The sequence below is a fragment of the Methylobrevis pamukkalensis genome (genome assembly GCF_001720135.1).
Classification (GTDB): Bacteria; Pseudomonadota; Alphaproteobacteria; order Rhizobiales; family Pleomorphomonadaceae; genus Methylobrevis; species Methylobrevis pamukkalensis.
This window is the reverse complement of record NZ_MCRJ01000076.1, coordinates 1-21,681: the sequence shown is the minus strand read 5'-3', so window position 1 is coordinate 21,681 and position 21,681 is coordinate 1. Positions and strand designations below refer to the sequence as shown.

15 protein-coding genes, 2 tRNA genes and 2 pseudogenes are annotated in these 21,681 nt (G+C 68.5%); 9 read left to right on the top strand and 10 right to left on the bottom strand.

Annotated features, from left to right (window positions below):
• Positions 1-218 precede the first annotated feature (218 nt).
• Positions 219-368, top strand: coding sequence for a DUF1127 domain-containing protein (locus A6302_RS13170; RefSeq protein ID WP_069307417.1), 150 nt, complete (start codon positions 219-221; stop codon positions 366-368).
• 341 nt (positions 369-709) lie between these two features.
• Positions 710-2,125, top strand: a complete 1,416-nt coding sequence (gene trmFO / locus A6302_RS13165) for a methylenetetrahydrofolate--tRNA-(uracil(54)-C(5))-methyltransferase (FADH(2)-oxidizing) TrmFO (protein WP_069307416.1) — start codon at positions 710-712, stop codon at positions 2,123-2,125.
• A 72-nt stretch (positions 2,126-2,197) separates the two neighbouring features.
• On the opposite strand, the gene A6302_RS13160 is transcribed toward trmFO, so the two are convergent.
• The 4 genes and pseudogenes from A6302_RS13160 to yajC form a co-directional block, all read right to left on the bottom strand.
• Positions 2,198-3,055: a phytoene/squalene synthase family protein gene (locus A6302_RS13160; RefSeq protein ID WP_069307415.1), complete on the bottom strand. Its 858-nt coding sequence runs from the start codon at positions 3,053-3,055 to the stop codon at positions 2,198-2,200.
• 345 nt (positions 3,056-3,400) lie between these two features.
• Positions 3,401-3,817 carry an Mth938-like domain-containing protein gene (locus tag A6302_RS13155; RefSeq protein ID WP_069307418.1) on the bottom strand — a complete coding sequence of 139 codons (417 nt, stop codon included), beginning with the start codon at positions 3,815-3,817 and terminating at the stop codon, positions 3,401-3,403.
• A gap of 46 nt (positions 3,818-3,863) precedes the next feature.
• A pseudogene (secD, locus tag A6302_RS26200) lies at positions 3,864-6,449 on the bottom strand (protein translocase subunit SecD).
• Between the two features lie 218 nt (positions 6,450-6,667).
• Positions 6,668-7,003 carry a preprotein translocase subunit YajC gene (yajC, locus tag A6302_RS13140; RefSeq protein ID WP_069307413.1) on the bottom strand — a complete coding sequence of 112 codons (336 nt, stop codon included), beginning with the start codon at positions 7,001-7,003 and terminating at the stop codon, positions 6,668-6,670.
• Between the two features lie 245 nt (positions 7,004-7,248).
• Between yajC and A6302_RS13135 the strand changes: the two genes are divergently transcribed.
• Positions 7,249-7,323, top strand: a tRNA-Glu gene (locus A6302_RS13135).
• 239 nt (positions 7,324-7,562) lie between these two features.
• On the opposite strand, the gene A6302_RS13130 is transcribed toward A6302_RS13135, so the two are convergent.
• Together A6302_RS13130 and A6302_RS13125 are read right to left on the bottom strand one after the other, a co-directional pair.
• Positions 7,563-7,784 carry an alkylphosphonate utilization protein gene (locus tag A6302_RS13130; protein WP_069307412.1) on the bottom strand — a complete coding sequence of 74 codons (222 nt, stop codon included), beginning with the start codon at positions 7,782-7,784 and terminating at the stop codon, positions 7,563-7,565.
• Between the two features lie 218 nt (positions 7,785-8,002).
• Positions 8,003-8,076: transfer RNA gene (locus A6302_RS13125), tRNA-Gln, on the bottom strand.
• 446 nt (positions 8,077-8,522) lie between these two features.
• On the opposite strand from A6302_RS13125, the gene A6302_RS13120 reads away from it, so the two are divergent.
• The 5 genes from A6302_RS13120 (at position 8,523) to A6302_RS13110 (ending at position 19,566) form a co-directional block, all read left to right on the top strand.
• The gene (locus tag A6302_RS13120) at positions 8,523-10,142 is read left to right on the top strand and encodes a peptide chain release factor 3 (protein WP_069307411.1); all 1,620 of its coding nucleotides are present in this window, start codon (positions 8,523-8,525) and stop codon (positions 10,140-10,142) included.
• A gap of 467 nt (positions 10,143-10,609) precedes the next feature.
• Positions 10,610-15,802 (top strand): type I polyketide synthase, encoded by a 5,193-nt coding sequence (locus A6302_RS13115; RefSeq protein ID WP_083255750.1) that lies wholly within the window; start codon positions 10,610-10,612, stop codon positions 15,800-15,802.
• Entirely contained in the window at positions 15,802-16,863 is a 1,062-nt protein-coding gene (locus A6302_RS22235) for a zinc-binding dehydrogenase (RefSeq protein ID WP_141703754.1), read from the top strand. The genes A6302_RS13115 and A6302_RS22235 overlap by 1 nt, the downstream gene beginning before the upstream one ends.
• Positions 16,863-18,158 carry a beta-ketoacyl reductase gene (locus A6302_RS23010; RefSeq protein WP_169833580.1) on the top strand — a complete coding sequence of 432 codons (1,296 nt, stop codon included), beginning with the start codon at positions 16,863-16,865 and terminating at the stop codon, positions 18,156-18,158. Before A6302_RS22235 ends, A6302_RS23010 begins: the two co-directional genes overlap by 1 nt.
• 22 nt (positions 18,159-18,180) lie before the next feature.
• A complete protein-coding gene (locus A6302_RS13110) occupies positions 18,181-19,566 on the top strand; it encodes an aminotransferase class I/II-fold pyridoxal phosphate-dependent enzyme (protein WP_069307410.1) in 1,386 nt (461 codons plus the stop codon).
• Here A6302_RS13110 and A6302_RS13105 read toward each other — a convergent pair.
• From A6302_RS13105 to A6302_RS26195, 4 genes and pseudogenes are all read right to left on the bottom strand, one after another.
• Entirely contained in the window at positions 19,556-20,368 is an 813-nt protein-coding gene (locus A6302_RS13105; RefSeq protein WP_069307409.1) for an SDR family NAD(P)-dependent oxidoreductase, read from the bottom strand. The genes A6302_RS13110 and A6302_RS13105 overlap by 11 nt on opposite strands.
• A 72-nt stretch (positions 20,369-20,440) precedes the next feature.
• The gene (locus A6302_RS25370) at positions 20,441-20,947 is read right to left on the bottom strand and encodes a capsular polysaccharide export protein, LipB/KpsS family (protein WP_169833579.1); all 507 of its coding nucleotides are present in this window, start codon (positions 20,945-20,947) and stop codon (positions 20,441-20,443) included.
• The gene (locus A6302_RS25365) at positions 20,916-21,215 is read right to left on the bottom strand and encodes a capsular polysaccharide export protein, LipB/KpsS family (protein WP_069307407.1); all 300 of its coding nucleotides are present in this window, start codon (positions 21,213-21,215) and stop codon (positions 20,916-20,918) included. The genes A6302_RS25370 and A6302_RS25365 overlap by 32 nt, the downstream gene beginning before the upstream one ends.
• 61 nt (positions 21,216-21,276) lie before the next feature.
• A pseudogene (locus A6302_RS26195) lies at positions 21,277-21,486 on the bottom strand (capsular polysaccharide export protein, LipB/KpsS family); the annotation flags it as partial.
• Between A6302_RS26195 and A6302_RS24555 the strand changes: the two are divergent.
• Positions 21,415-21,681, top strand: a 267-nt coding sequence (locus tag A6302_RS24555; protein ID WP_245294057.1) for a hypothetical protein, incomplete at its 3' end; no start/stop codon positions are given. The pseudogene A6302_RS26195 and the gene A6302_RS24555 sit on opposite strands and share 72 nt — an antisense overlap.

The window sequence follows — 21,681 nt, the reverse complement described above, 5'->3', positions numbered from 1 at the left end:
GTCCGTCGCGGACACAGGAATGCCCCATTTCTTGCCGCCAAGCGGCGGTCCATTAATTTCGCCATGCGAAAAATACATGCTCGGCATGCGGCCTGCCCTCTGCCCCGCGACCGAAGCATGGCTTAGATATCTCCCTGTCAGACGGCGGCGCGGCCAGAAAGAAATGGCTCGACGACACGTCGATCGAAATTCGGAAATACCAGAAAGGCACGTCGATCATGTTCGGCACCATCGTCAAGAAGTACAGCTCCTTCGTGAAGTATCAGCAGACCTACCGGGAGCTGTCGCGTCTCAGCAACCGTGAGCTCAACGACCTCGGCATCGGCCGCGGCGACATCGCGAACCTGGCCCGCAAGGCCTCGCGCTGATCGAAACGGCCCGGCCGCCTTCCCTCGGGTGGCCCGACCGCAGGACTTCAGGAATCGAGGGCCGGACACGGAGGCGACCTCCTCCCCGCCGAACGTGACCGCCTTCGTAGCCCGCAACGGTCTCCTCCCTCGTTGCGGTGCACACCACGGAATTTCCTCCCTCCGTGGACCAGACGACGCCCACCGGATCTCCTCCCCCGGTGGGCGTTTGTCGTTTGGGCACGTCCCTGCCGGAAAGCGGGATCGACGCTTCGGCCAACTCGGACATGCGCGCGCGACAAACGCACCGCGAGATGCGACGGCGATTCCCCCGGCCGGCGATTTCCGCTAGTTTCCCGGCCATGACGACAGCATCACACTCCCCCATTCATATCGTCGGCGGCGGCCTTGCCGGCTGCGAAGCCGCCTATGCCATCGCCAGCGCCGGCATTCCGGTCGTGCTGCACGAGATGCGCCCGGTGCGCAGCACCGATGCCCACAAGACCGACAGCCTCGCCGAGCTGGTCTGCTCCAATTCCTTCCGCTCCGACGATGCCGGCACCAACGCCGTCGGCCTGCTGCATGCCGAGATGCGGCTTGCCGGCTCGCTGGTCATGCGCTGCGCCGATGCCAACCAGGTTCCGGCCGGTGGTGCGCTCGCGGTCGACCGCGAAGGCTTTGCGCTCGCCGTCACGGCCGCGATCGACGCACATCCGCTGATCACCGTGGAGCGCGGCGAGGTCGATGGCCTGCCGCCCGAGGCCTGGGGCGAGACGATCGTCGCCACCGGGCCGCTGACCTCGCCGGGTCTGGCCTCGGCCATCCGGGAGCTGACCGGCGAGGACAGTCTCGCCTTCTTCGACGCCATCGCGCCGATCGTGCATTTCGACAGCATCGACCTGTCGAAGGCCTGGTTCCAGTCGCGCTACGACAAGGTCGGCCCCGGCGGTACCGGCAAGGACTACATCAACTGCCCGCTCGACCGGGAGACCTACGAGGCCTTCGTCGCCGGCTTGGTGGCCGGCGACAAGACCGCCTTCAAGGACTTCGAGTCCACGCCCTATTTCGACGGCTGCCTGCCGATCGAGGTGATGGCCGAGCGCGGGCCGGAAACCCTGCGCCACGGGCCGATGAAGCCGATGGGGCTCACCAATGCCCATGACCCGGCGGTCAAGCCCTATGCGGTCGTCCAACTGCGACAGGACAATGCGCTGGGCACGCTCTACAACATGGTCGGTTTCCAGACGAAGCTGAAATATGCCGAGCAGGTGCGGCTGTTCCGGACCATTCCGGGCCTCGAGGAGGCCGAATTCGCCCGTCTCGGCGGCCTTCATCGCAACACCTTCCTCAATTCCCCGGTTCTGCTCGATGGCGAACTGCGGCTCAAGTCGGCGCCGCGCCTGCGCTTTGCCGGACAGATCACCGGCTGCGAGGGCTATGTGGAATCGGCGGCGATCGGCATCCTCGCCGGCCGCTTCGCGGTGGCCGGCCGTCTCGGCCGGGACGTCATCCCGCCGCCGCCGACCACGGCCTTCGGCGCGCTGCTCGGCCACATCACCGGCGGGCATCTCGCGGAGGACGGGCCGGGACCGCGCTCTTTCCAGCCGATGAACGTGAATTTCGGCCTGTTTCCGCCGATCGAGGTGCCGAAGGAGCCCGGCAAGCGGCTGCGCGGCACCGAGAAGTCGATCGCGCGGAAGCAGGCGATGAGCGCGCGGGCACTGGCCGATATCCGCGTCTGGCTGGAAGGCAACGCCCTGCCCGCGATCGCCGCCTGAACCGGCGCGGCCACGAGCCGCCTGGGTGATCCGGCCCGTCTGTGAGGGCGGGCCGCGGTCGCGAAGGCGCCTTCAGAACATCGGCCGACCGCCGCGCGCCCGGCGCGCGGCGTTCCAGAGCAGCCATTGCCGGCGCCACAGCGGAATTTCCACGCCGGCATCGAACGGGTCGGCCGCCTCCAGATAGTCGAGCCACATCGGCGTCAGCGCCACGGGGAGGAACACCGGCTGGACGTGTCGCGGCACGGTCGTCATCGCGCTGCGGGCGGCATCGACATGCATGCGCGCCCGCTCGCGCAGGTCGGCGAGCGTCCGGCGCAGCCCGTCGGAGTGAAGCCCGCTGCGCACGTCATGGGGCGAAATCCCGTTTGCCGCCAGCATGTCGAGCGGCAGATACACCTGGCCGCGGCGCGCGTGGTGCGCCAGCGCGCGCATCAGTCCGGTCAGCGCATAGGCGACGCCGGCATGACCGGCGGCGTCCGCCGTGTCGGCATGGGCGCCCTTGTTGAGAATGACCGCACCGAGCTGGAACAGGGTCGAGGTCGTCTCCCCGGCATAGCCTTCGAGATCGTGCAGCGACGGCATCGGATCGTCGTAGAGGTCGAAGGTGCGTGCCTCGATCAGGTCGAGGAACGGGCGATCCGGCAGCCGGTAGATGTCGATCGTGTCGAGCAGCGCCCGGGCAACCGGATGGCTCTCCACGTCGCCCTTGGCACGACCCTCGATCACGTCGCGCCACCACTGCAGCCGCATTTCGCCCGGCAGCGGTTCCCGCACCACCTCGCGCACCCGGGCGATCTCGAGGTTGAAGGCGAGGATCGCATGGAGATGCGGCCGGTCATGGGAATCGGCAAAGAGGCTCGCAAGCCAGCGATCGCGATCGGCGTCGCGCACGAGCCTCTCGGCGTGCCGGTAGGCGGCTTTCAGCATGGTTGTCCGTCGACTGACGCTCACGCGGGCTTGTCTCCTCCGCCGGAGGCATCCGGACGGCGATGAAAGGTCCCTGTCGGAGACCTGAACAGCCGGCGAGCGGCGCGGGCGCGTGAATGATCCAAGATCGGCTCTCCCCCGGCCCTCGCCCGTCTCGCGGCGATGAAACAGACATTCGTGCAGTATCAGGAAAATCGGGCCCGTCCGAAAAACGTCAAGGCCACCGAAGGATAGAACGACGACACCCGAATGATAAGCGCTTTTGCAATGCAGCGCACGGGTGTGTCCCTGCAAAGAGAACCGGCAGGGCGACGCCGGCGGACCACCGCGGCCGGCCGACGCCGATCAGCCGACCGCAATCAGCGCCGCCGCGACGGGGCGCCCTTCGCCGAGCAGGATGTTGTAGGTGCGTATGGCCGCCCCGGTCGACATCACGTCGATCCGGATGCCGCGATCGGAGAGAAGCAGCCGCAGACGCTCGGAAGGCGGGATGAGGTCCCGGCCGGTGCCGAGCAGCAGCAGATCGATCGCCGCACCCTCGCCGAGCACCCGCTCGAGCGAATCGCCCGTGATCTCGGCGGCCGTGGTGACCGGCCAGCCGTAGATCCCGCTCGGCACGCACAAAAGCGAGCCGCGGTGCGACATGCCGGCAAAGCGGAAGCCGCCGTCACCATAGGCGTCCACCGGCGCGCGCCCGGGAAAATGCGCCTCGCGCCGCACCGCCTCCTGCGGCGTGCCACGCCCGTCATGGCCCGTGGTCATCGCGTCCTTTTCCGCCGGCATGTTCCGGCCCGTTCGAGGACAAGACTCACGCCTGCACGGCCTCTTCCTTGGTGGCGTTTCCGCCCCCCTGCATGCCGAAGAAGATCAGCACCGGCGCGGCAATGAAGATCGAGGAGTAGGTGCCGATCAGGACGCCGAAGATCATCGCCGTCGTGAACGAGCGGATCACCTCGCCGCCGAAGACGAACAGCGCAATCAGCGCGATCAGCGTGGTGACCGAGGTCATGACCGTGCGCGTCAGCGTCTGGTTGATCGCCAGATCGATCAGCTGCGGCAGGGGCATCTTCTTGTACTTGCGGCGCATTTCGCGAATGCGGTCGTAGACCACCACCGTGTCGTTCAGCGAATAGCCGACGATCGTCAGCACCGCGGCGATCGAGGTCAGGTTGAACTCGATCTGCAGCAGGGCGAACAGGCCGATGGTCATGATCACGTCGTGCAGCGTCGCGATGATCGCGCCGACACCATACTGCCACTCGAAGCGCAGCCAGATGTAGATCAGGATCAGCACCAGCGAGGCGCCGACCGCCATGGTGCCGGCGAAGGCGAGCTCACCCGACACGCGCGGGCCGACCACTTCGACGCGCCGGTAGGTCACCTCGTCGCCGAAGGCGGCCTTCATCTGCTCAACCGCCACCTGCTGCTCGGCCTCGCCGCCCTCCTGGCGGACGATGCGAATCAGCACGTTGTCGGGCTGGCCGAACTCCTGGACCTGCACCTCGCCGAGGTTCAACTCGCCGAGCCGGGCGCGGATCGCCGACAGATCCGCCGGACCGTCGTTGGTCTGGATCTCGATCAGCGTACCGCCCTCGAAGTCGATGCCGTAATTCATGCCCTTCACGGCAAACAGGCCGAGGGCGAGAATGCTCGCGACCAGCGAGAGGATGAACACGTACATCCGCATCTTCATGAACGGGATGGCGGTGTCGTCGGGAATGAGTTTCAGAAGCATGGCGCTGCTCTCACCGGGCCTTGCGGCCTCGGACCAGGATGACGGATCAGATCGGCACGACCGACGGCCGGCGTCGGCGCACCCAGATCGCGATGATCAGGCGGGTGACGGTGAAGGCGGTGAACAGCGACGTGAAGATGCCGACCGCCAGCGTCACCGCAAAGCCTCGCACGGGCCCGGAGCCGAGCGAGAACAGGATCACCGCCGCGATCAGGGTGGTCACGTTGGAATCCATGATCGTCAGGAACGCCCGCGAGAAGCCCGCATCGAGCGCGGTGATCGCCGAGCGGCCGGCGCGCTGTTCCTCGCGGATGCGCTCGTAGATCAGCACGTTGCGTCCACCGCCATGCCCATGGTCAGAACGATGCCGGCGATGCCCGGCAACGTCAGCGTCGAGCCCAGCGCCGTCAGCGTCGCGAAGATCAGCATCACGTTGATGCCCAGTGCGATGTTGGCGAAGAGACCGAGCAGGCCGTAGCTGGCGATCATGAACAGGACCACCGCGGCCGCGCCGATGTAGGAGGCCATCTTGCCGGCCTCGATCGAGTCGGCGCCAAGGCCCGGCCCCACGGTCCGCTCCTCGACCACGTCGAGCTTGGCCGGCAGGGCGCCGGCGCGCAGCAGCACGGCGAGATCGTTGGCGCCTTCCACCGTGAAGGAGCCGGAGATCTGACCGGAGCCGCCGGTGATCGGCTCGCGGATCACCGGGGCCGAGATCACCTGGTTGTCGAGCACGATCGCGAAGGGACGGTTGACGTTGGCGCTCGTCACCTCGGCGAACTTGCGCGAGCCGGAGGTGGACAGCCGGAACGAGACCAGCGGCTCGTTGGTCTGCTGGTCGAAGGCCGCGCGGGCGTCGACGAGGTCCTCGCCGGTCAGGAGCGGCACTTCCTCGACGAGATAGGTCGGGCCGCCCGCCTCCGTCGATTCCAGCAGCAGCGTTCCGACCGGAGGCCGGCCGTTGATCGCGTCCTGCACGGAGTTCTGGGTGTCGACGAGGTGGAAGGAGAGCTGGGCGGTCTGGCCGATGATCGCCTTCAGGCGCTGCGGATCCCGTTCGCCCGGCGCCTCGACGAGGATGCGGTCGCTGCCGTTCTGCTGGATCGACGGCTCGGTCGTGCCGATCTCGTCGACGCGGCGGCGGATGACCTCGATCGACTGGGTCACCACTGACGACAGGCGCTGGTCGAGACCGGCATCACTGAGATCGAAGCGGAACAGGCCGTCGCCCTGGTCGGAGAGCTCGAATTCGGTGACGCCGCTTCCCCCCAGCACCGACTGGTCGAGCGGATTGACGAGTTCGGCAAGGCGCGTGCGCGCCGTCTCGGCCTGCGACACGTCCCGCAGCCGCACCTGCACGCCGCGGCCGCTGATCGCCAGCCCGGTGTAGCCGATCCGCGGCTCCTGACGCAGGGTCAGGCGCACGTCGTTCTCCAGCGACTTCAGCCGCTTGGACACATAGTCCGCCGTGTCGACCTCGTAGAGCAGGTAGACGCCGCCCTGAAGATCGAGACCGAGCACGATCTGCCGCTGCGGCAGGAAGCTCGGCCACCACGACTTGAGCTGTTCGGAGGTCAGGAAATTCGGGATCGTGAACAGGATGCCGGTCAGGACGACCAGCCAGATCAGGACGACCTTCCAGCGGGCGAAATAGAGCATATCGACCTCTCGGAGACCTCGGGACCCTCAACGGGATCAGGTCCGCCGCTCCACAGTGCGCCGCGCCGCATCAGCTGGCAGGGCATCCGGAACCCCTTGTCCCCGACGCGCATGCGCCCGGCCGCTCATGCGAAAGGGCGAACGGCATGTCGCCGTCCGCCATCGATCGCGGCGTCAGGGCGCCCGCCGGGATTGGCGGCAGGCGCCGGGAAACGACATCACTCCTTGACCGGCTCGCCCTTGGCGCGCAGCTCGGCCACGTAGCTGCGGGAGATCCGCAGCTTGGCGCCCTCGCCCACATCCAGGATGAATTCGCCGTCGTCGACCACCTTCGACACCTTGCCGATGATGCCGCCGCTGGTCACCACGGTGTCGCCGCGACGCAGGCTGCGGATCATCTCCTGATGCTCCTTCTGCTTCTTGCGCTGCGGCCGGATGATCAGGAAATACATGATCACGAAGATCAGCAGGAACGGCACGATCTGGATGACCTGCTCCATCGGCCCGGCCGAGACGGGTCCGGCGGCCTGGGCAAAGGCGGGGGTGATGAACATCGGCTACTCCTGGTGTGGCGGCGTCCGGCCGGACCGCAATCCGGCGGCAGACGGGCACGTGAATTCGTTGATCCGGCGGAGACGCCCGGCCGGAAGCGCGCGGACTATAGCGTTGACGGTTTTATTTGCAAACCGCTGATCGTCCTGCTTCGGCGCGTCGCCGACGGCCGATCGGAGGGCGGAAGATTCCTCTTCAAGGGCGCTTGATCTCCGCGAAGATGCCCTCTATACACCGCCCTCGTTGGGCGGCCTTCGTCTATCGGTTAGGACACTAGCCTTTCACGCTGGAGAGACGGGTTCGATTCCCGTAGGCCGTACCACCCTCTCCTTTATCCGACAGTGTTGATGCGAACGGGCCTTGACCCGGTCGCCGCACCCGCGCGTCGCCTTGCTGGCGCGGCCCCTCTGGCGATCCGCAGCAGGACTGCGCGTGCATGCCCTCCAACGGCGCGGCGTGGCCAACCTTCGGGATGCCAACGGTTCGGGATGGCCGGGCGCCGGGAGGGCTGGCTGGCAGAGCACGCTCGACCGCCAGCCCTCCCGGCGGCCGGCCGGCGCCTCACGCCTTCTTCAGGAACTCGGTCTTCAGCACCAGCCCCTTGACCTGCCTGGTGTTGCACTCGACCTCACCGGGCTTGCCGGTCAGCCGGATGCCCTTCACCAGCGTGCCGCGCTTGATGGTCTCCGACGTTCCCTTGACCTTCAGGTCCTTGATCACGGTCACCGAGTCGCCGTCGGCCAGCGCAGCGCCATTGCTGTCGCGCACGATGTCGTCGCTCATCTGTTGAATCCTTCCCCGTCGATCCCCTGTCCTGCCGCCGAAAGAAGACCGGCAAGGCTGCCCCTGACCGCTGCGCGAAGTCGAATCGCTCATCCGGTCGCGGCGACTGTGCGCGGCGGCGCGGCTGGAGCGCAATGAGGTGCGAACCGGCAGTCCGGTGTCGGACACATCCGTGGCGTCGGGAGCTAGAAAGATCGAAACTGAGGAGAGCGAAAGAGTGGCTGGGGAACCTGGATTCGAACCAGGACTAACGGAGTCAGAGTCCGTGGGTCTACCGTTAACCTATTCCCCAATGCCGTCGGCGGCGCCTTCGAAGAGGTGTCTGCCGTGCAGGCCGTTCGGTACTGGAATCGATCCTGCCTGTCAACCGCCGCACCCACATTTTGGCTCCCCGCCGGCATGGCCTCGTCGTTTTGCCCGCTGAGCGGCGAAACGGCCGGGACCGGCCGAGAGGACCGTTCGAGGCGGCGGCGTCGGCGCGGAACGGCCACGCAAGCACCGGCAGCCCCTGCCCGCCGTGGCGGCGCAACCCTGCCCGCCCAGCGTTTGCGGTGGAAAGCGGCGCCGATCCACCTTATACGCCGTAGCAACGACATTTCGATGCGAGGCGGGCCGGGTCAGGCCCCGGCGTCGGTCCGACTTCCAGCGGGCCGACACCGATCGCGCGCGGCGACGGAACGGGCCGCTCCCGATTCGTGGGCCGGCCGCCGCCCCGACGCCAGGACCGGACGAGAACCGATGACGCTTTCCGATGTTTCCACCGACTCCGCCGCCCGCCCGACCGGGCTGGAATCAGAGGTGGCCCGCCGGCGCACCTTCGCCATCATCTCCCACCCGGACGCCGGCAAGACCACGCTGACCGAAAAGCTGCTGCTGTTCGGCGGTGCGATCCAGCTCGCCGGCCAGGTGAAGGCGCGCGGCGAGCGGCGCCGCACCCGTTCGGACTGGATGTCGATCGAGCGCGACCGCGGCATCTCGGTCGTCACCTCGGTGATGACCTTCGAATATGACGGCCGGGTCTTCAACCTGCTCGACACGCCCGGTCACGAGGACTTTTCCGAGGACACCTATCGGACGCTGACGGCGGTCGACAGCGCCGTCATGGTGATCGACGCGGCCAAGGGCATCGAGGATCGCACGCGCAAGCTGTTCGAGGTCTGCCGCCTGCGCGACATTCCGATCGTCACCTTCATCAACAAGATGGACCGCGAGACGCGTGACCCCTTCGAGGTGCTGGACGAGATCGAGAAGACGCTGGCGCTCGACACCGCGCCGATCACCTGGCCGATCGGCGGCGGCCGCGACTTCCTCGGCACCTACGACCTGCGGGCCGGCAACGTGCGCCTGATGAACGCGTCTGGCGACAGCCACGAGGATCTGGTGCCGGAGGAAGGCATCGACGCCCTGCTCGCCGGTCGCGGCATGTCGGCCATCCGCGACGAACTGGATCTGGCCCGCGAGGCCTGCCCCGAATTCGACCTCGAGGCCTTCCGCGCCGGCACCATGACGCCGGTGTTCTGGGGCTCGGCCCTGCGCAACTTCGGCATCAAGGACCTGCTGGAGGGGCTCGGCACCTTCGCGCCGCCGCCGCGCGACCAGGCGGCCGACCGGCGCCTCGTCCACGCGGCGGAGGAAAAGATGACGGCCTTCGTGTTCAAGATCCAGGCGAACATGGATCCGAACCACCGCGACCGCATCGCCTTCGTCCGGCTCTGCTCCGGCAGGCTGGAGCGCGGCATGAAGGTGCGCCACGTGCGCACCGCCAAGCAGATGAGCCTGCACACGCCGCAGTTCTTCTTCGCCCAGGAACGCCACATCGCCGACGAGGCCTTCGCCGGCGACGTCGTCGGCATTCCGAACCACGGCACCCTGCGCATCGGCGACACCCTGACCGAGGGCGAGGACATCACCTTCGTCGGCGTGCCGAGCTTCGCGCCGGAAATCCTCCGCCGTGTCCGTCTGGAAGACGCGATGAAGGCCAAGAAGCTGAAGCAGGCGTTGCAGGAGCTTGCCGAGGAAGGTGTCGTGCAGGTGTTCCGCCCGGTGGACGGCTCGCCCGCCCTCGTCGGCTTCGTCGGCGCCCTGCAGCTCGACGTGCTGCAGAACCGCCTCGCCAACGAGTACGGCCTGACCGTCGGCTTCGAGGGCAGCCAGTATTCGCTGGCCCGCTGGGTGGCGGCCGAGACGGCACGCGATCTGGAGGAGTTCCTCGAAGCCAACCGCACGGCGACGGCCGAGGATGTGGACGGCGATCCGGTGCTGCTGTCGACCTCCAACTACGCGCTGAACTACGTGAAGGAGAAGTGGAAGAAGCTCCGCTTCACCGACATCAAGGAGGTTCAGGCACGGGCGGTCTGACGGGCGAAAGACCTTTTGATCTCGCACCTGCGATATGAAAGGGTCAGCTGGAGGCCGGCAGCCCAAAATTGGACAAAGATCATGGTCATCGTCCTGTCACGAACACCATGGGAGGAACCTGTTTCGCCGTCGGCATGCTGCAACGCGGCAGCTGCTGGGTTACCCACGACATGAACATGGTCTTGCGGGCGCGCTGCATGTCCGCTTTAACAGCACCATGTCGGGCCGTGACGCTTTTCGAGGCAGAGGGGGCATGGCCGATGAAGACGGCAGGACAGAGCGCACGCGCGCGACCGACATCGCCACGCCGGGGCGCCCGCCGTGTATTCGTCTGCGGTTTGCGACAGTCTCCGCGACGTCGCACCGGTTTTATTGATGCGGCTGATCTGCACCGTGGCACGCTTCGTGCTGATGGAGTACGGGCCAGTTGCCGCAACTCGGTATTGATATAATTGAGTCTTTGCGAGATGACGTTGACCGAGACCGACATTGCCATCGTGGGCTACGCCTGCCGTCTGCCCGGTGCATCGGATCCTGATGCCTTCTGGTCGCTGCTGAGCCGCGGTGAATGCGTCATCTCCGAAGTCCAGCCGGACCGCTGGTCGAAGAACCGCTTCGGCCATCCCGACCGCGGCGTGATCGGCCGAAGCTACACCTGGGCGGCCGGCCAGATCGACGACATCTGGGGCTTCGACCCCACCTTCTTCGGCATCTCGCCGCGCGAGGCCGAGCAGATGGACCCGCAGCAGCGGCTGCTGCTCCAGGTGGTCTGGGAAGCGTTCGAGCACAGCGGCATCGCCCCCTCCTCCATCGCCGGACGCGAGGTCGGCGTCTATGTCGGCGCCTCCGGCATGGACTACTCACACATGCTGGTGGTCGATCCGGCGAGCGGCGACACCCAGTCGATGACCGGCAACACCCTGTCGATCGTCTCCAACCGCATATCCTACATCTTCGATCTCAAGGGCCCGAGCTTCACGGTCGACACCGCCTGTTCGTCGTCGATGGTGGCGATGCACGAGGCGCTGGAGGCGATCCGCGCCGGCCGCATCGACACGGCGGTGGTCGCCGGCGTCAACGTGCTGCTGTCGCCTTTCGCCTTCATCGGCTTCTCGCGCGCCTCGATGCTGAGCCCGACCGGCCTGTGCCGTGCCTTCGACGCCGCCGGCGACGGCTATGTGCGCTCCGAGGGCGCGGTGGCGATCGTGCTGCGCCGCGCCGACGTGGCGGAGGCGGCGGGCAACACGCTGCGCAGCCTCGTGGTCGGCTCCGGCATCAACTCCGACGGCCGCACCGCCGGCCTGTCGCTGCCCTCCGGCGAGCAGCAGGCCGCGCTTCTGGCCCAGGTCTACGAGCGCTACGGCCTCGACCCCGACGATCTTGCCTATGTGGAGGCCCACGGCACCGGCACCCGCGCCGGCGACCCGATCGAGGCGAGCGCGCTCGGCGGCATCCTCGGCCGCCGCCGCGCGCTGCCGCTGCCGATCGGCTCGGTGAAGACCAACATCGGCCATCTGGAATCGGCCTCGGGCCTTGCCGGCCTGCTGAAGGCGCAGATGGCGCTGGAGCACGGGGTGCTGCCCCCGTCGCTGCATTTCCGCAATCCCAATCCGGACATCGATTTCGCCGGCCTGAACATCGAGGTCGTCGACGAGACGCGGACCCTGCCCGCCGGCGACGGCCCCCGCCTCGTCGGCATCAACTCCTTCGGATTCGGCGGTGCCAACGCCCACGTCGTGCTGCGCGAGGCGCCGGGCACCCGGGCCATGTCCCGGCCGGCGGCAGTCGGCGCGGCGCCCGTCGTTCAGCCGCCGCTGGTGCTCTCGGCCCAGTCGCGCGACGCGCTGGTCGCGATGGCCGCGCGCTACCGCGACGTGATCGCCGCGGGCGACGATCTGGCAGCCGCGAAGATCGCCAGCGCCGCCGCCTGGCGGCGCGACCGGCTCGACCACCGCCTCGTCGTGGTCGGGACCGGACGCGACCAGATTCTGGCCGGCCTCGACGATGTCATCGCGGGCGGTCGCAAAACACCGGTGGCGCGGACGATCCAGCGCACCGCGCCCGTGGCCTTCCTCTATGCCGGCAACGGCTCGCAATGGGCCGGCATGGGCCGCGCGGCCTATCAGACCGACACGAACTTCCGCCTCGCCTTCGAAGCCGTGAACCGCCGCTTCATGCGGGTCGCCGGCTGGTCGCTGATCACCACGCTGTTCTCGGAAGATCTCGAGGCCGACATCGAGCGCACCGAGGTGGCCCAGCCGCTGCTGTTCGCCGTGCAAGTCGCGCTGACCGAAGCGCTGCAGAAGCGCGGCCTTCGCCCGGATGCCGTAGCCGGCCACAGCGTCGGCGAGGTGGCGGCCGCCTGGGCGGCCGGGGCGCTGACGCTCGAACAGGCCGTGTTCCTGATTCACGTGCGCTCGACCCAGCAGGAGGTGACTCGTCACCTCGGTGGCATGGCCGCCCTGCTGGTCTCCGCCGATCAGGCCCGCGAGGCACTGGCCGAGCCGGAGTTCGCGGGCCTCGAGCTCGCCGGCGACAACAGCCCGCGCAGCGTCACGCTGTCGGGCAGATACGACGTCATCGACGCCTTCGCGAAATATGCGCGCAAGAAGCGCTGGGCGCTGCGCAAGCTGAAGCTCGACTACCCCTTCCACTGCGCGCTGATCGAGCCGATCCACCACGAGATCATCCGCGCGCTGTCGGGCCTGATGCCCGTCGCCGGCGAGAAGACCTTCGTCTCGACCGTGACCGGCGACGTCATCGACACGACCGAACTCGATGCCGACTACTGGTGGCGCAATGTCCGCCAGCCGGTGCTGTTCAACACCGCGGTCGAACGGCTCGCCGGCCTCGGCATGCGCGTCTTCGTCGAGATCGCGCCGCGCCCGGTGCTACAGAACTATGTCGGCGACACGCTGGCCGCCGTCGACCATGCCGGCGCGATCCTGCCGAGCTTCGGCGAGGACGACGCGATCGGCCGCGATGTGGTCGGCGAGATCGTCGCCGCGGCGCTGGCCAACGGCGCGGTGATCGACGATGCCGCCTTCTTCGGAGCTCCGGTGGCCGGCGAGGTCGAGCTGCCGCTCTATCCCTGGCAGAACCAGCAGTACCGGTTGAACCTCACCGTCGAGGCGCATGACGTCTTCGGCCGCGACTTCGACCATCCTTTGCTCGGCAGCCAGCCCCGGGCCGAGGGCGGCCCGTTCATCGGCAACATCGACACCTCGATGCTGCCCTGGCTGATGGACCACAAGGTCGAGGAGTCCGTCGTGTTCCCGGCCGCGGGCTTCGTAGAAATGGCCCTGGCCGCGGCCCGTCACACCTTCGGCGAGGGCCCGGTCGAGGTGCTGGATCTCGACATCCTGCGGCCGATGCTGCTCGACGAGAGCGTGCTGCGCGAGACCCGTGTCGACGTCGACCGCGACGGCCATGTGATCGAGATCTCCAGCCGTCGCCGGCTGTCGCAGGACGAGTGGTCGCTGCATGTGCGCGCCCGGCTCGCGCGGTCGCCTGCCCCGGAGGCACCGCGGCTGGCGCTGCCCGACCCGCTGCCGGCCGTCTCTCTCGATCACGACGCGCTTTACACGCTGACGAAGAGCTTCGGCCTCAACTACGGCCCGGCCTTCCGCCGCGCGGTCTGCGTGCGTCCGCTCGGCGAAAATGCTGTCTGTCTGGAACTGTCCGACGCCGAACAGGCCGTCCTCGGCGATGCCGACTACGCCCTGCATCCGACCCTGCTCGACGCGACCTTCCACGGCCTGTTCCATCTCATCGCCGAGACCGGCGACGGGCGCCGCGACGGGTCCTTCCTGCCGGTCCGCATCGGCGAGACCCGGGTGTTCTCCTTCGGCCGCACGCCGGCGGCGGCAATCATCGAGGTCACCAAGGCCAGCGTGCGCTCCATCGAGGCCCGCTTCACGCTCGTCGATGCCGAAGGCGTCACCATCGCCCGGCTCGACGGCGTCCGTTTCAAGGCGGTGCAGCTCAGCCGCGCCGACGATCCCGACGAGTTCGCCTTCCGCCTTGCCTTCGTCCGCCGCGCCGATGGCGACGAGACCGGCAGCACCGCGCCGGGCCGCAATCCGCTCGCCGAGCGCGCCGCCGCGCTCGGGCTTGTCCGCGACATGCCCGAGGAACTCGGCGAAGCCCCGCTGCTGATCGATGCCGCCGCCCGTGCGGTGGCCTTCGACGTGCTGCGCGGCCTTGCCACCGCCGATGCGATCGATCCCGGCGCCCGTGTGGCGGAAGGCCGGCTGCATGCCTCGGCGCTGCCGCTGGTCCACCGCCTGCTCGACGCCGCCGTCGAGGATGGCGCGGCCACCGAAACGCCGACCGGCTGGCGCCTCGAGACGGAGACGCCCTATCCGGACCTCGGCACGCTGGTGGCCACGCTGCTGGCCGACCATCCCCGCCGCATCGCCGAAGTCGGCGCGCTGACCCGTGTCGCGACGCTGCTGCCGCGCCGCCTGCGCGAGGGTCTGGCCGCCGGTCTCGACGAGACGCTGCCGGCCTCGCTGGCCGACCATCTCGAGACCGCCTCCGACGCCGCCCGTCCGCTGATCGATGCGATCGGCACCCTTGCCGACGACCTGGCCGCCGCCTGGCCGCGCACCCGGCCGCTGCGGATCCTCGTCACCGGGGCCGGCGCCGCGGAAATCGCGCTGCGGCTCGCCGCGCGCGACGCCCGGATCACGTCGCTCGCCGTGACCGACGTGGATTCGTCGCGTCTGGAACGCCTGCGCTTTGCCATCGACGGCGCGGAGCGGATCGACGTCGTCGCCTTTGCCGATCTTGGCGCCGCCGGTCCCTTCGAGGTCATCCTGTCCTGTGGCGGCCTCGGCCGCGCGGGCGACGATGGCGTGGCGGCCAAGCTGCGCGCGGTGCTCGCCGGCGGCGGGTCGATCGTCGCCGCCGAACCCGCCCCGACCTTCTTCGCCGACCTCGTCCACGGCATGTCTGCCGCCTGGTGGCGTGCCGGTTTCGATCGTCCGACCGGCCGTCTCCGGACGGCCTCCGCCTGGTCGCAGACGCTCGAGGCCGCCGGTTTCGACGGCATCGTCTCGCGCGGTCTCGTGACGCCGCAGGTCGACGCCCAGCTTCTCGTCGCCCGCAATCCGACCATGCTGCCCGGTACCGCCTTGCCTGAGGCAAAGACCGATCCGGTGCTCGTGGTGGCCGCGGGCCGGGCCGCGGCCACGCGCTCGCTGGCCGATGCCCTCTGCGCCGTGACGGCAGCCGCCGGCCGCGCCGTCCACCTCGCGCTCGCCGACGTCCAGGAAGACGGCGTCGCCACGCTGGAGCCGATCGACGGCGGCAGCGATCGGGATCGGCTCCATGGCGTCCTGTCGAGCGGCACGGCAAAAGACCTCGTTCTCCTGCCTGACCTTGGAGCCACGGACCCGCTGTCCGCCGTGGCCGACGCGACCATGGTCGTCCACGCGATCCTCAACGGCGCGATGAAGCCGCCGGCCCGGCTGTGGCTGGTCGCTCCGGGCGGGTCGGGCGCGAATGCCGCCGCCCGGCCGCATGATCCGGTCGCCGCCGCCCTCTGGGGCCTCGGCCGCGTGCTGATGAACGAATATCCGGACATCGAGACCCGCCTCGTCGATTTCGCCTCCGCCTTCGCCCCGTCGGAGGCGCCAGCCGGCTTGCCGCGCTGATGGCGCATCCGGACGAGGAGCGCGAGCTCGTGCTCGACCTGCACGGTGTGTCGGTGCCGCGCGTCGTGCATGCGCCCGGCCTCGACGAGAGTGCCCGGCACAACCGCATCGGCGCCGGTGCCGGCGTACACCTGCAGATCGGCCGCCAGGGTTCGCTGGATTCGCTTTCCTGGCAGTCCTTCGCACCGGTGCGCCCTACCGGCGACGAGGTCGAGATCGAGGTGGTCGCCACCGGCCTCAACTTCCGCGACGTGATGTGGGCGCTCGGCCTTCTGCCCGAGGAGGCGCTGGAAGACGGCTTTGCCGGCGCCACGCTCGGCATGGAATGCTCCGGCATCGTCCGCCGCACCGGCCCGGACGTCACGCGCTTCGTGCCCGGCGACAGCGTCATCACCTTCGCGCCGGCCTGCTTTGCCACCCATGTGCGCGTCGCCGAAAAGGCCGTGGCACCCGTGCCCTCCACCGTGGACATCGAGGCGGCGGCGACCATCCCGGTCACCTTCCTCACCGCCTATTACGCGCTGGTCGAACTGGCGCGGCTGGAGGAAGGCGAGACGATCCTGATCCACGGCGGCGCCGGCGGCGTCGGCCTGGCCGCGCTGCAGATCGCCATCTGGCGCGGCGCGCGCGTCATCGCCACTGCCGGTTCGCCGGAAAAGCGTCGCCTGCTGACCATGCTCGGCGCCGAGCATGTGCTCGATTCGCGCTCGCTCGTCTTCCAGGACGAGGTGATGGCGATCAGCGGCGGCAAGGGTGTCGACGTCGTGCTCAACTCGCTGTTCGGCGAGGCGATGGAGCGGTCGATCGCGACGCTCCGGCCCTTCGGCCGCTTCGTCGAACTCGGCAAGCGCGACTATTATGCGAATTCGCGGATCGGCCTGCGGCCCTTCCGCCAGAACCTCTCCTATTTCGGCGTCGATGCCGATCAGCTGCTCACCCACCGGCCGGCGCTGGCCGCGCGCCTGTTCCGGGAACTGGTGGAGCGCTTCGAGGACGGCGTGTTCTCGGCCCTGCCGTATCGCGCCTTCGCGGCAAACCGGGTGACGACGCCTTCCGGCTGATGCAGCAGTCCGGCCATGTCGGCAAGATCCTGGTCCGCCCGCCGGAAATTGCCGCCGTGTCCCTGCGGCCGGCAACCGTGATCCACGCCGACGCCACCTATCTCCTCGTCGGCGGCCTCGGCGGCTTCGGCATCGAGACGGCCCGCTTCCTCGTGGAGCGCGGCGCCCGGCATCTGGCGCTCGCCAGCCGGTCGGGCACCGTGTCCGACACCGCGCGCACCGCGATCGACGAGATGACGGCAAAGGGCGCAAGCGTGCGCGTGTTTGCCGCCGACGTGTCGACCCGCGAGGGCGTCGACGGCCTGCTCGCCGCGATCGATGCGCAAATGCCGCTGCTGCGCGGCCTCCTGCACACCGCGATGGTCATCGACGACGCGCTGTTCCAGAAGCTCGACCGGGCACGGATCACGTCGGTTCTGGCGCCGAAGATCGCCGGTGCCCATCATCTCGACGCCGCCACCCGCGGCCGGCCGCTCGATCTCTTCGTGCTCTATTCCTCGGCAACGACGCTGATCGGCAATCCCGGCCAGGCGGCCTATGTGGCGGCCAACGCCTATCTGGAGGCGCTCGCGCGCAAGCGCCATGCGGAAGGCCTGCCGGCGCTCGCCATCGCCTGGGGCGCCATCGCCGACGCCGGCTATCTCGCCCGCAACGCCGACGTCAGCGCCATGCTGAGCATGCGCATGGGCAAGCAGTCGCTGACCGCGCGCGCCGCGCTGGCCGGCCTGTCGCTGGCGCTCGACGCCGGTCTCGACGATCCGGTGCTCGCCTATGCGCGGATGAACTGGGGCGCAGCCAAACGCGAACTGCCGATCATGGCCTCGCCGCTCGCCAGCCTCGTGCTGCGCGGTGGCGGCGACGACGCCTCGGAGCGCAGCGGCGACGGCGAGATCGGCCGGCTGATCGGCGAGATGGAGCCGAAGGAGGCGATCCGCATGGTGATCAGCGTCCTGACCGGCGAGATCTCGCGGATCCTGCGCCTACCGACCGAGGAAATCGAGCCGGGCCGGCCTCTCACCGAGATCGGCATGGACTCGCTGATGGCCCTGGAACTGCGCATGGCGGCCGAGCAGAAGCTTGGCGTCGACATTCCCTTGCTCTCGCTGGCCAATGGCGCGACGCTGGGCGACATCGCCCGCAAGGTGGTCGAACGGGCGGCGGGCGCCGACTCGTCGGTCTCCCAGGAGGCCGAACTCGTCGCCGGACGTCACGTCGACGAGGACATGGATGAGGACGTCGCGGCAGCGATGACCGCCATCGAAGCCCGCAGCGGCGAGTTCAAGCGCCTGATCTGACGACCATGGAGAGACACGCGCAATGACCGATCGGAAGCGGGGATACGGCGGGGTCAGCGGCTCGTCGAAGGACGCGCTCGTGGCCGAGCTGCGCGAGGCGACCCGCAACCGGCGTCAGCGCCCGGAGGCGGCCGAGACACCGCGGCCGGCCGCCCAGCCGCGCGGCGTGAAGCCATTCGACTTTTCCGAACTCCCGGCCTACCGCGAACTGCGCATGCAGCGGGCCGCGGCCGACATGATGGGCATCGGCAACCCCTTCTTCCGGGCCCATGCCGGCATGGCCGGCGCCAGCTCCGTCATCGGCAATCGCAGCTACATCAACTTCGCCTCCTACAACTACCTCGGCCTCAACGGCCACCCGGCGGTCGATGCTGCCGCCAAGGCGGCGATCGACCGCTACGGCACGTCGGTGTCGGCAAGCCGGCTGGTCGCCGGCGAGCGGCCGATCCACCGCGAACTCGAGGCGCGTCTGGCGGCGGTGCACGGGGTCGAGGACGCGATCGTACTGGTCAGCGGCCACGCCACCAACGTCAGCACCATCGGCACGCTGCTCGGGCCAAAGGACCTGATCCTCTACGACGCGCTGATCCACAATTCGGTGGCCGAGGGCGCGCGCCTGTCCGGCGCGGCGCGGCTGAGCTTCCCGCACAACGACTGGAAGGCGCTCGCCACCACGCTGGAGAAGATCCGCCACGACTACGAGCGCGTGCTGATCGTCATCGAGGGTCTCTACTCGATGGACGGCGACATGCCGGACCTTGCCCGCTTCATCGAGGTCAAATCCGACAACGACGCCTGGCTGATGGTCGACGAAGCCCACTCCCTCGGCGTGCTGGGCGCGACCGGGCGCGGCATCGCCGAACATGCCGGCATCGATCCGACCTCGGTCGAGATCTGGATGGGCACCCTGTCGAAGACCCTGTCCGGCTGCGGCGGCTACATTGCCGGCTCCTCGGCACTGATCGACTTCCTGAAGGTGAAGACGCCGGGCTTCGTCTATTCGGTCGGCCTCGCCCCGGCCCTCGCGGCCGCGGCGATCGCCTCGATCGACGTGATGGAAGCCGAGCCGGAGCGGGTGGCCAAGCTGCGGGACAACGGACTGTTCTTCGTCGAAGAAGCGCGCAAGGCCGGCCTCGATATCGGCCTGTCGCAGGGTTACGCCGTGGTGCCGGTCATCGTCGGCGGCTCGGCGCAGGCGGCCGTGCTGGCCGACCGCGTGTTCCAGCGCGGCCTGAACGCGCTGCCGATCATCTATCCGGCCGTGCCGGAGAAGGCGGCGCGCCTGCGCTTCTTCGTGACCAGCAGCCATGAGCGCGCGGAAATCGCCGAGGCGGTGCGCATCACCGCCGAGGAACTTGCGGCGGTCAAGGCCGCCGGATCGGTGCTGAAACAGCTGGTCAATCGCTGAGCGTCCGCCGGCGGCGCGCCTCGCCGTCCGGCTCCACCTCTGCCGCGAACGGTCCCATGAACCAGTCGGACAGCGCGGGCGGCAGCAGGCCGCCAAGACGCATGCCCGCCAGCAGCAGCAGCGGAAACGCCACCAGCGAGCGGCGGGCGCGAATGCCGCGCAGAATGATCCCTGCCGCCTTGTCCGCCGTGATCTCGAATGGCCGTGCCCCCTGATGGCGCGCCGACATCGGTGAGGTCACGAAGCCGGGACAGACCACCGTCACGCCGATCCCGAAGGGCCGCAGCCAGCCACGCAGCGAGATGCCATAGGCGCGAACGGCCGCCTTGGTGGCGCTGTAGGACGGCATGTCCGGCAGCGCGCGCAGACCCGCGAGCGAACTCACCACGACGATCTGCCCGCGCCGGCGCGCCTGCATGCGGCCAAGCAGCGGCTCCACCGTGTTCAGCATGCCGCCGTAGTTGATCTCCAGCAGCCGGCGGCTCTCGGCCGGATCCTCCGGCGTGCGCCCGGGGCCAAGGCCGGTGGTGACGCCGGCATTGGCGATCACCAGATCCACCGGCGTCGCATCGTCGAATTCGGAGATGAAGGCCTCGATGCCGGCGCGGTCGCGCACGTCGATCAGCCCCACCTCCACGGCGGCGCCCTTCTCCCGGCACAACTCGGCGATCTGCGCCATGCGGACCTCGTCCCGGCCGACCAGGCCGATCCGAACGCCCGGCGCCGACAGGCCAAGCGCCAGCGCGCGGCCAATGCCGCTGCTGGCGCCGGTCAGGATCACGGCGGCGGGGGATCGGCTCATGGCGTCATGTGGTCAGTTGGGCATGCGGAAGCCGGCAAAGGAACTGGCGGCCGACGGGGCATGGCCCGTCTCTCACTCCGCCGCGCGGCGGTAGGAGACGACATCGCGATCCTGCGGCGCGATCCGCGGCAGCAGTTCGCCGTCGTGCAGCACGCGGTCGGCAGCGGCACGGGCACCGGCGGCAATGCCGGCGCGGGAATAGTAGCCGCCCCGGATCTGCGTGGTGGCAACCAGCACGCGGATGAAGGCATCGGCAAACACCGGATCCGGCGGGGTCGCCTGGGTCCAGAAGCGGTCGAGCGGGCCCTGGAAGGTCAGGCCGGGAATGTCGAAGATGGCGTTCCCGAGCGCGATCAGCGGCTTGCCGGCCCGCAGCGTCGAGGTGCCGACGGTCGAGTTGATCGTCACCACGCCTTCGCAGTTGTTGATCAACGGCATGATGTCGCCGCCGTTGAGGGTGACGATCCGGTCCGCGCAGCCCATGGCCGCGCCGAACTCCGCCGTGAGCTTTTTCCAGTCGATGAGCCCGTTGTCGAGCGGATGGATCTTAATGACCAGTCGCGCGGTTTTTCGGGGCATGATGAGCGAAGGAGTTGATGACCCGCTCGACGGCCGTTTCCAGATTGGCATAGGGCGAATGCTTGCGGATCTGGTAGTCGGTGGCGAGCTGAAGCGGAAAGAAGAAGAAGGGAGCCTGTGAGGCCTTCAACTCCTCCAGTGCCTTGTCCACCCGCTTCTTCTCCCACCTCGAGACGGCGAACTTGCGCAGCCAGCCGGCATATTCCTTCAGCGGGTGATAGATCGCGTGCCAGCGGTAGTGCGGGTAGAAGAAGGGGGAGAGAAACACGGTTTGCGAGATTGTAAGCCACGTCCCACGCCGCCATCGTCGCGAAGCGCGACGGATACAGCGACTTGAACGAGGGTACCGGGGCATTCTCGGCGAGCTGAAGGATGGCGTCGGGCTCGCGCGGAAAATGGGAAAAGGATGTCATTCCATCCCGTTCCACCGTCAGCCAGTCCGGCCGGATGTAGCCGAGTTCGGTGACGTGAACGCGGATCTCGCGCGCATGGGCTTCGGAGATCGCGATGTGATGGTGCGGGCGGCAATCGCCAAGCATCATGATGTCGGTGACACCGTGGGTGTCATAGAAGTTCGAGATGTAGGCGCGCCATTGATCGAGCCTGCCGCGGTAGGCCACGGCTCCCGGCAAGCGCCAGAAGATCTGATCGCCGAAGGAGATGTTGATGCGCAGGGCTCGATGGCCGCGCACGATGATCTCACGCGCGACCTGTTCGAGGAACGGCGAAGCCGG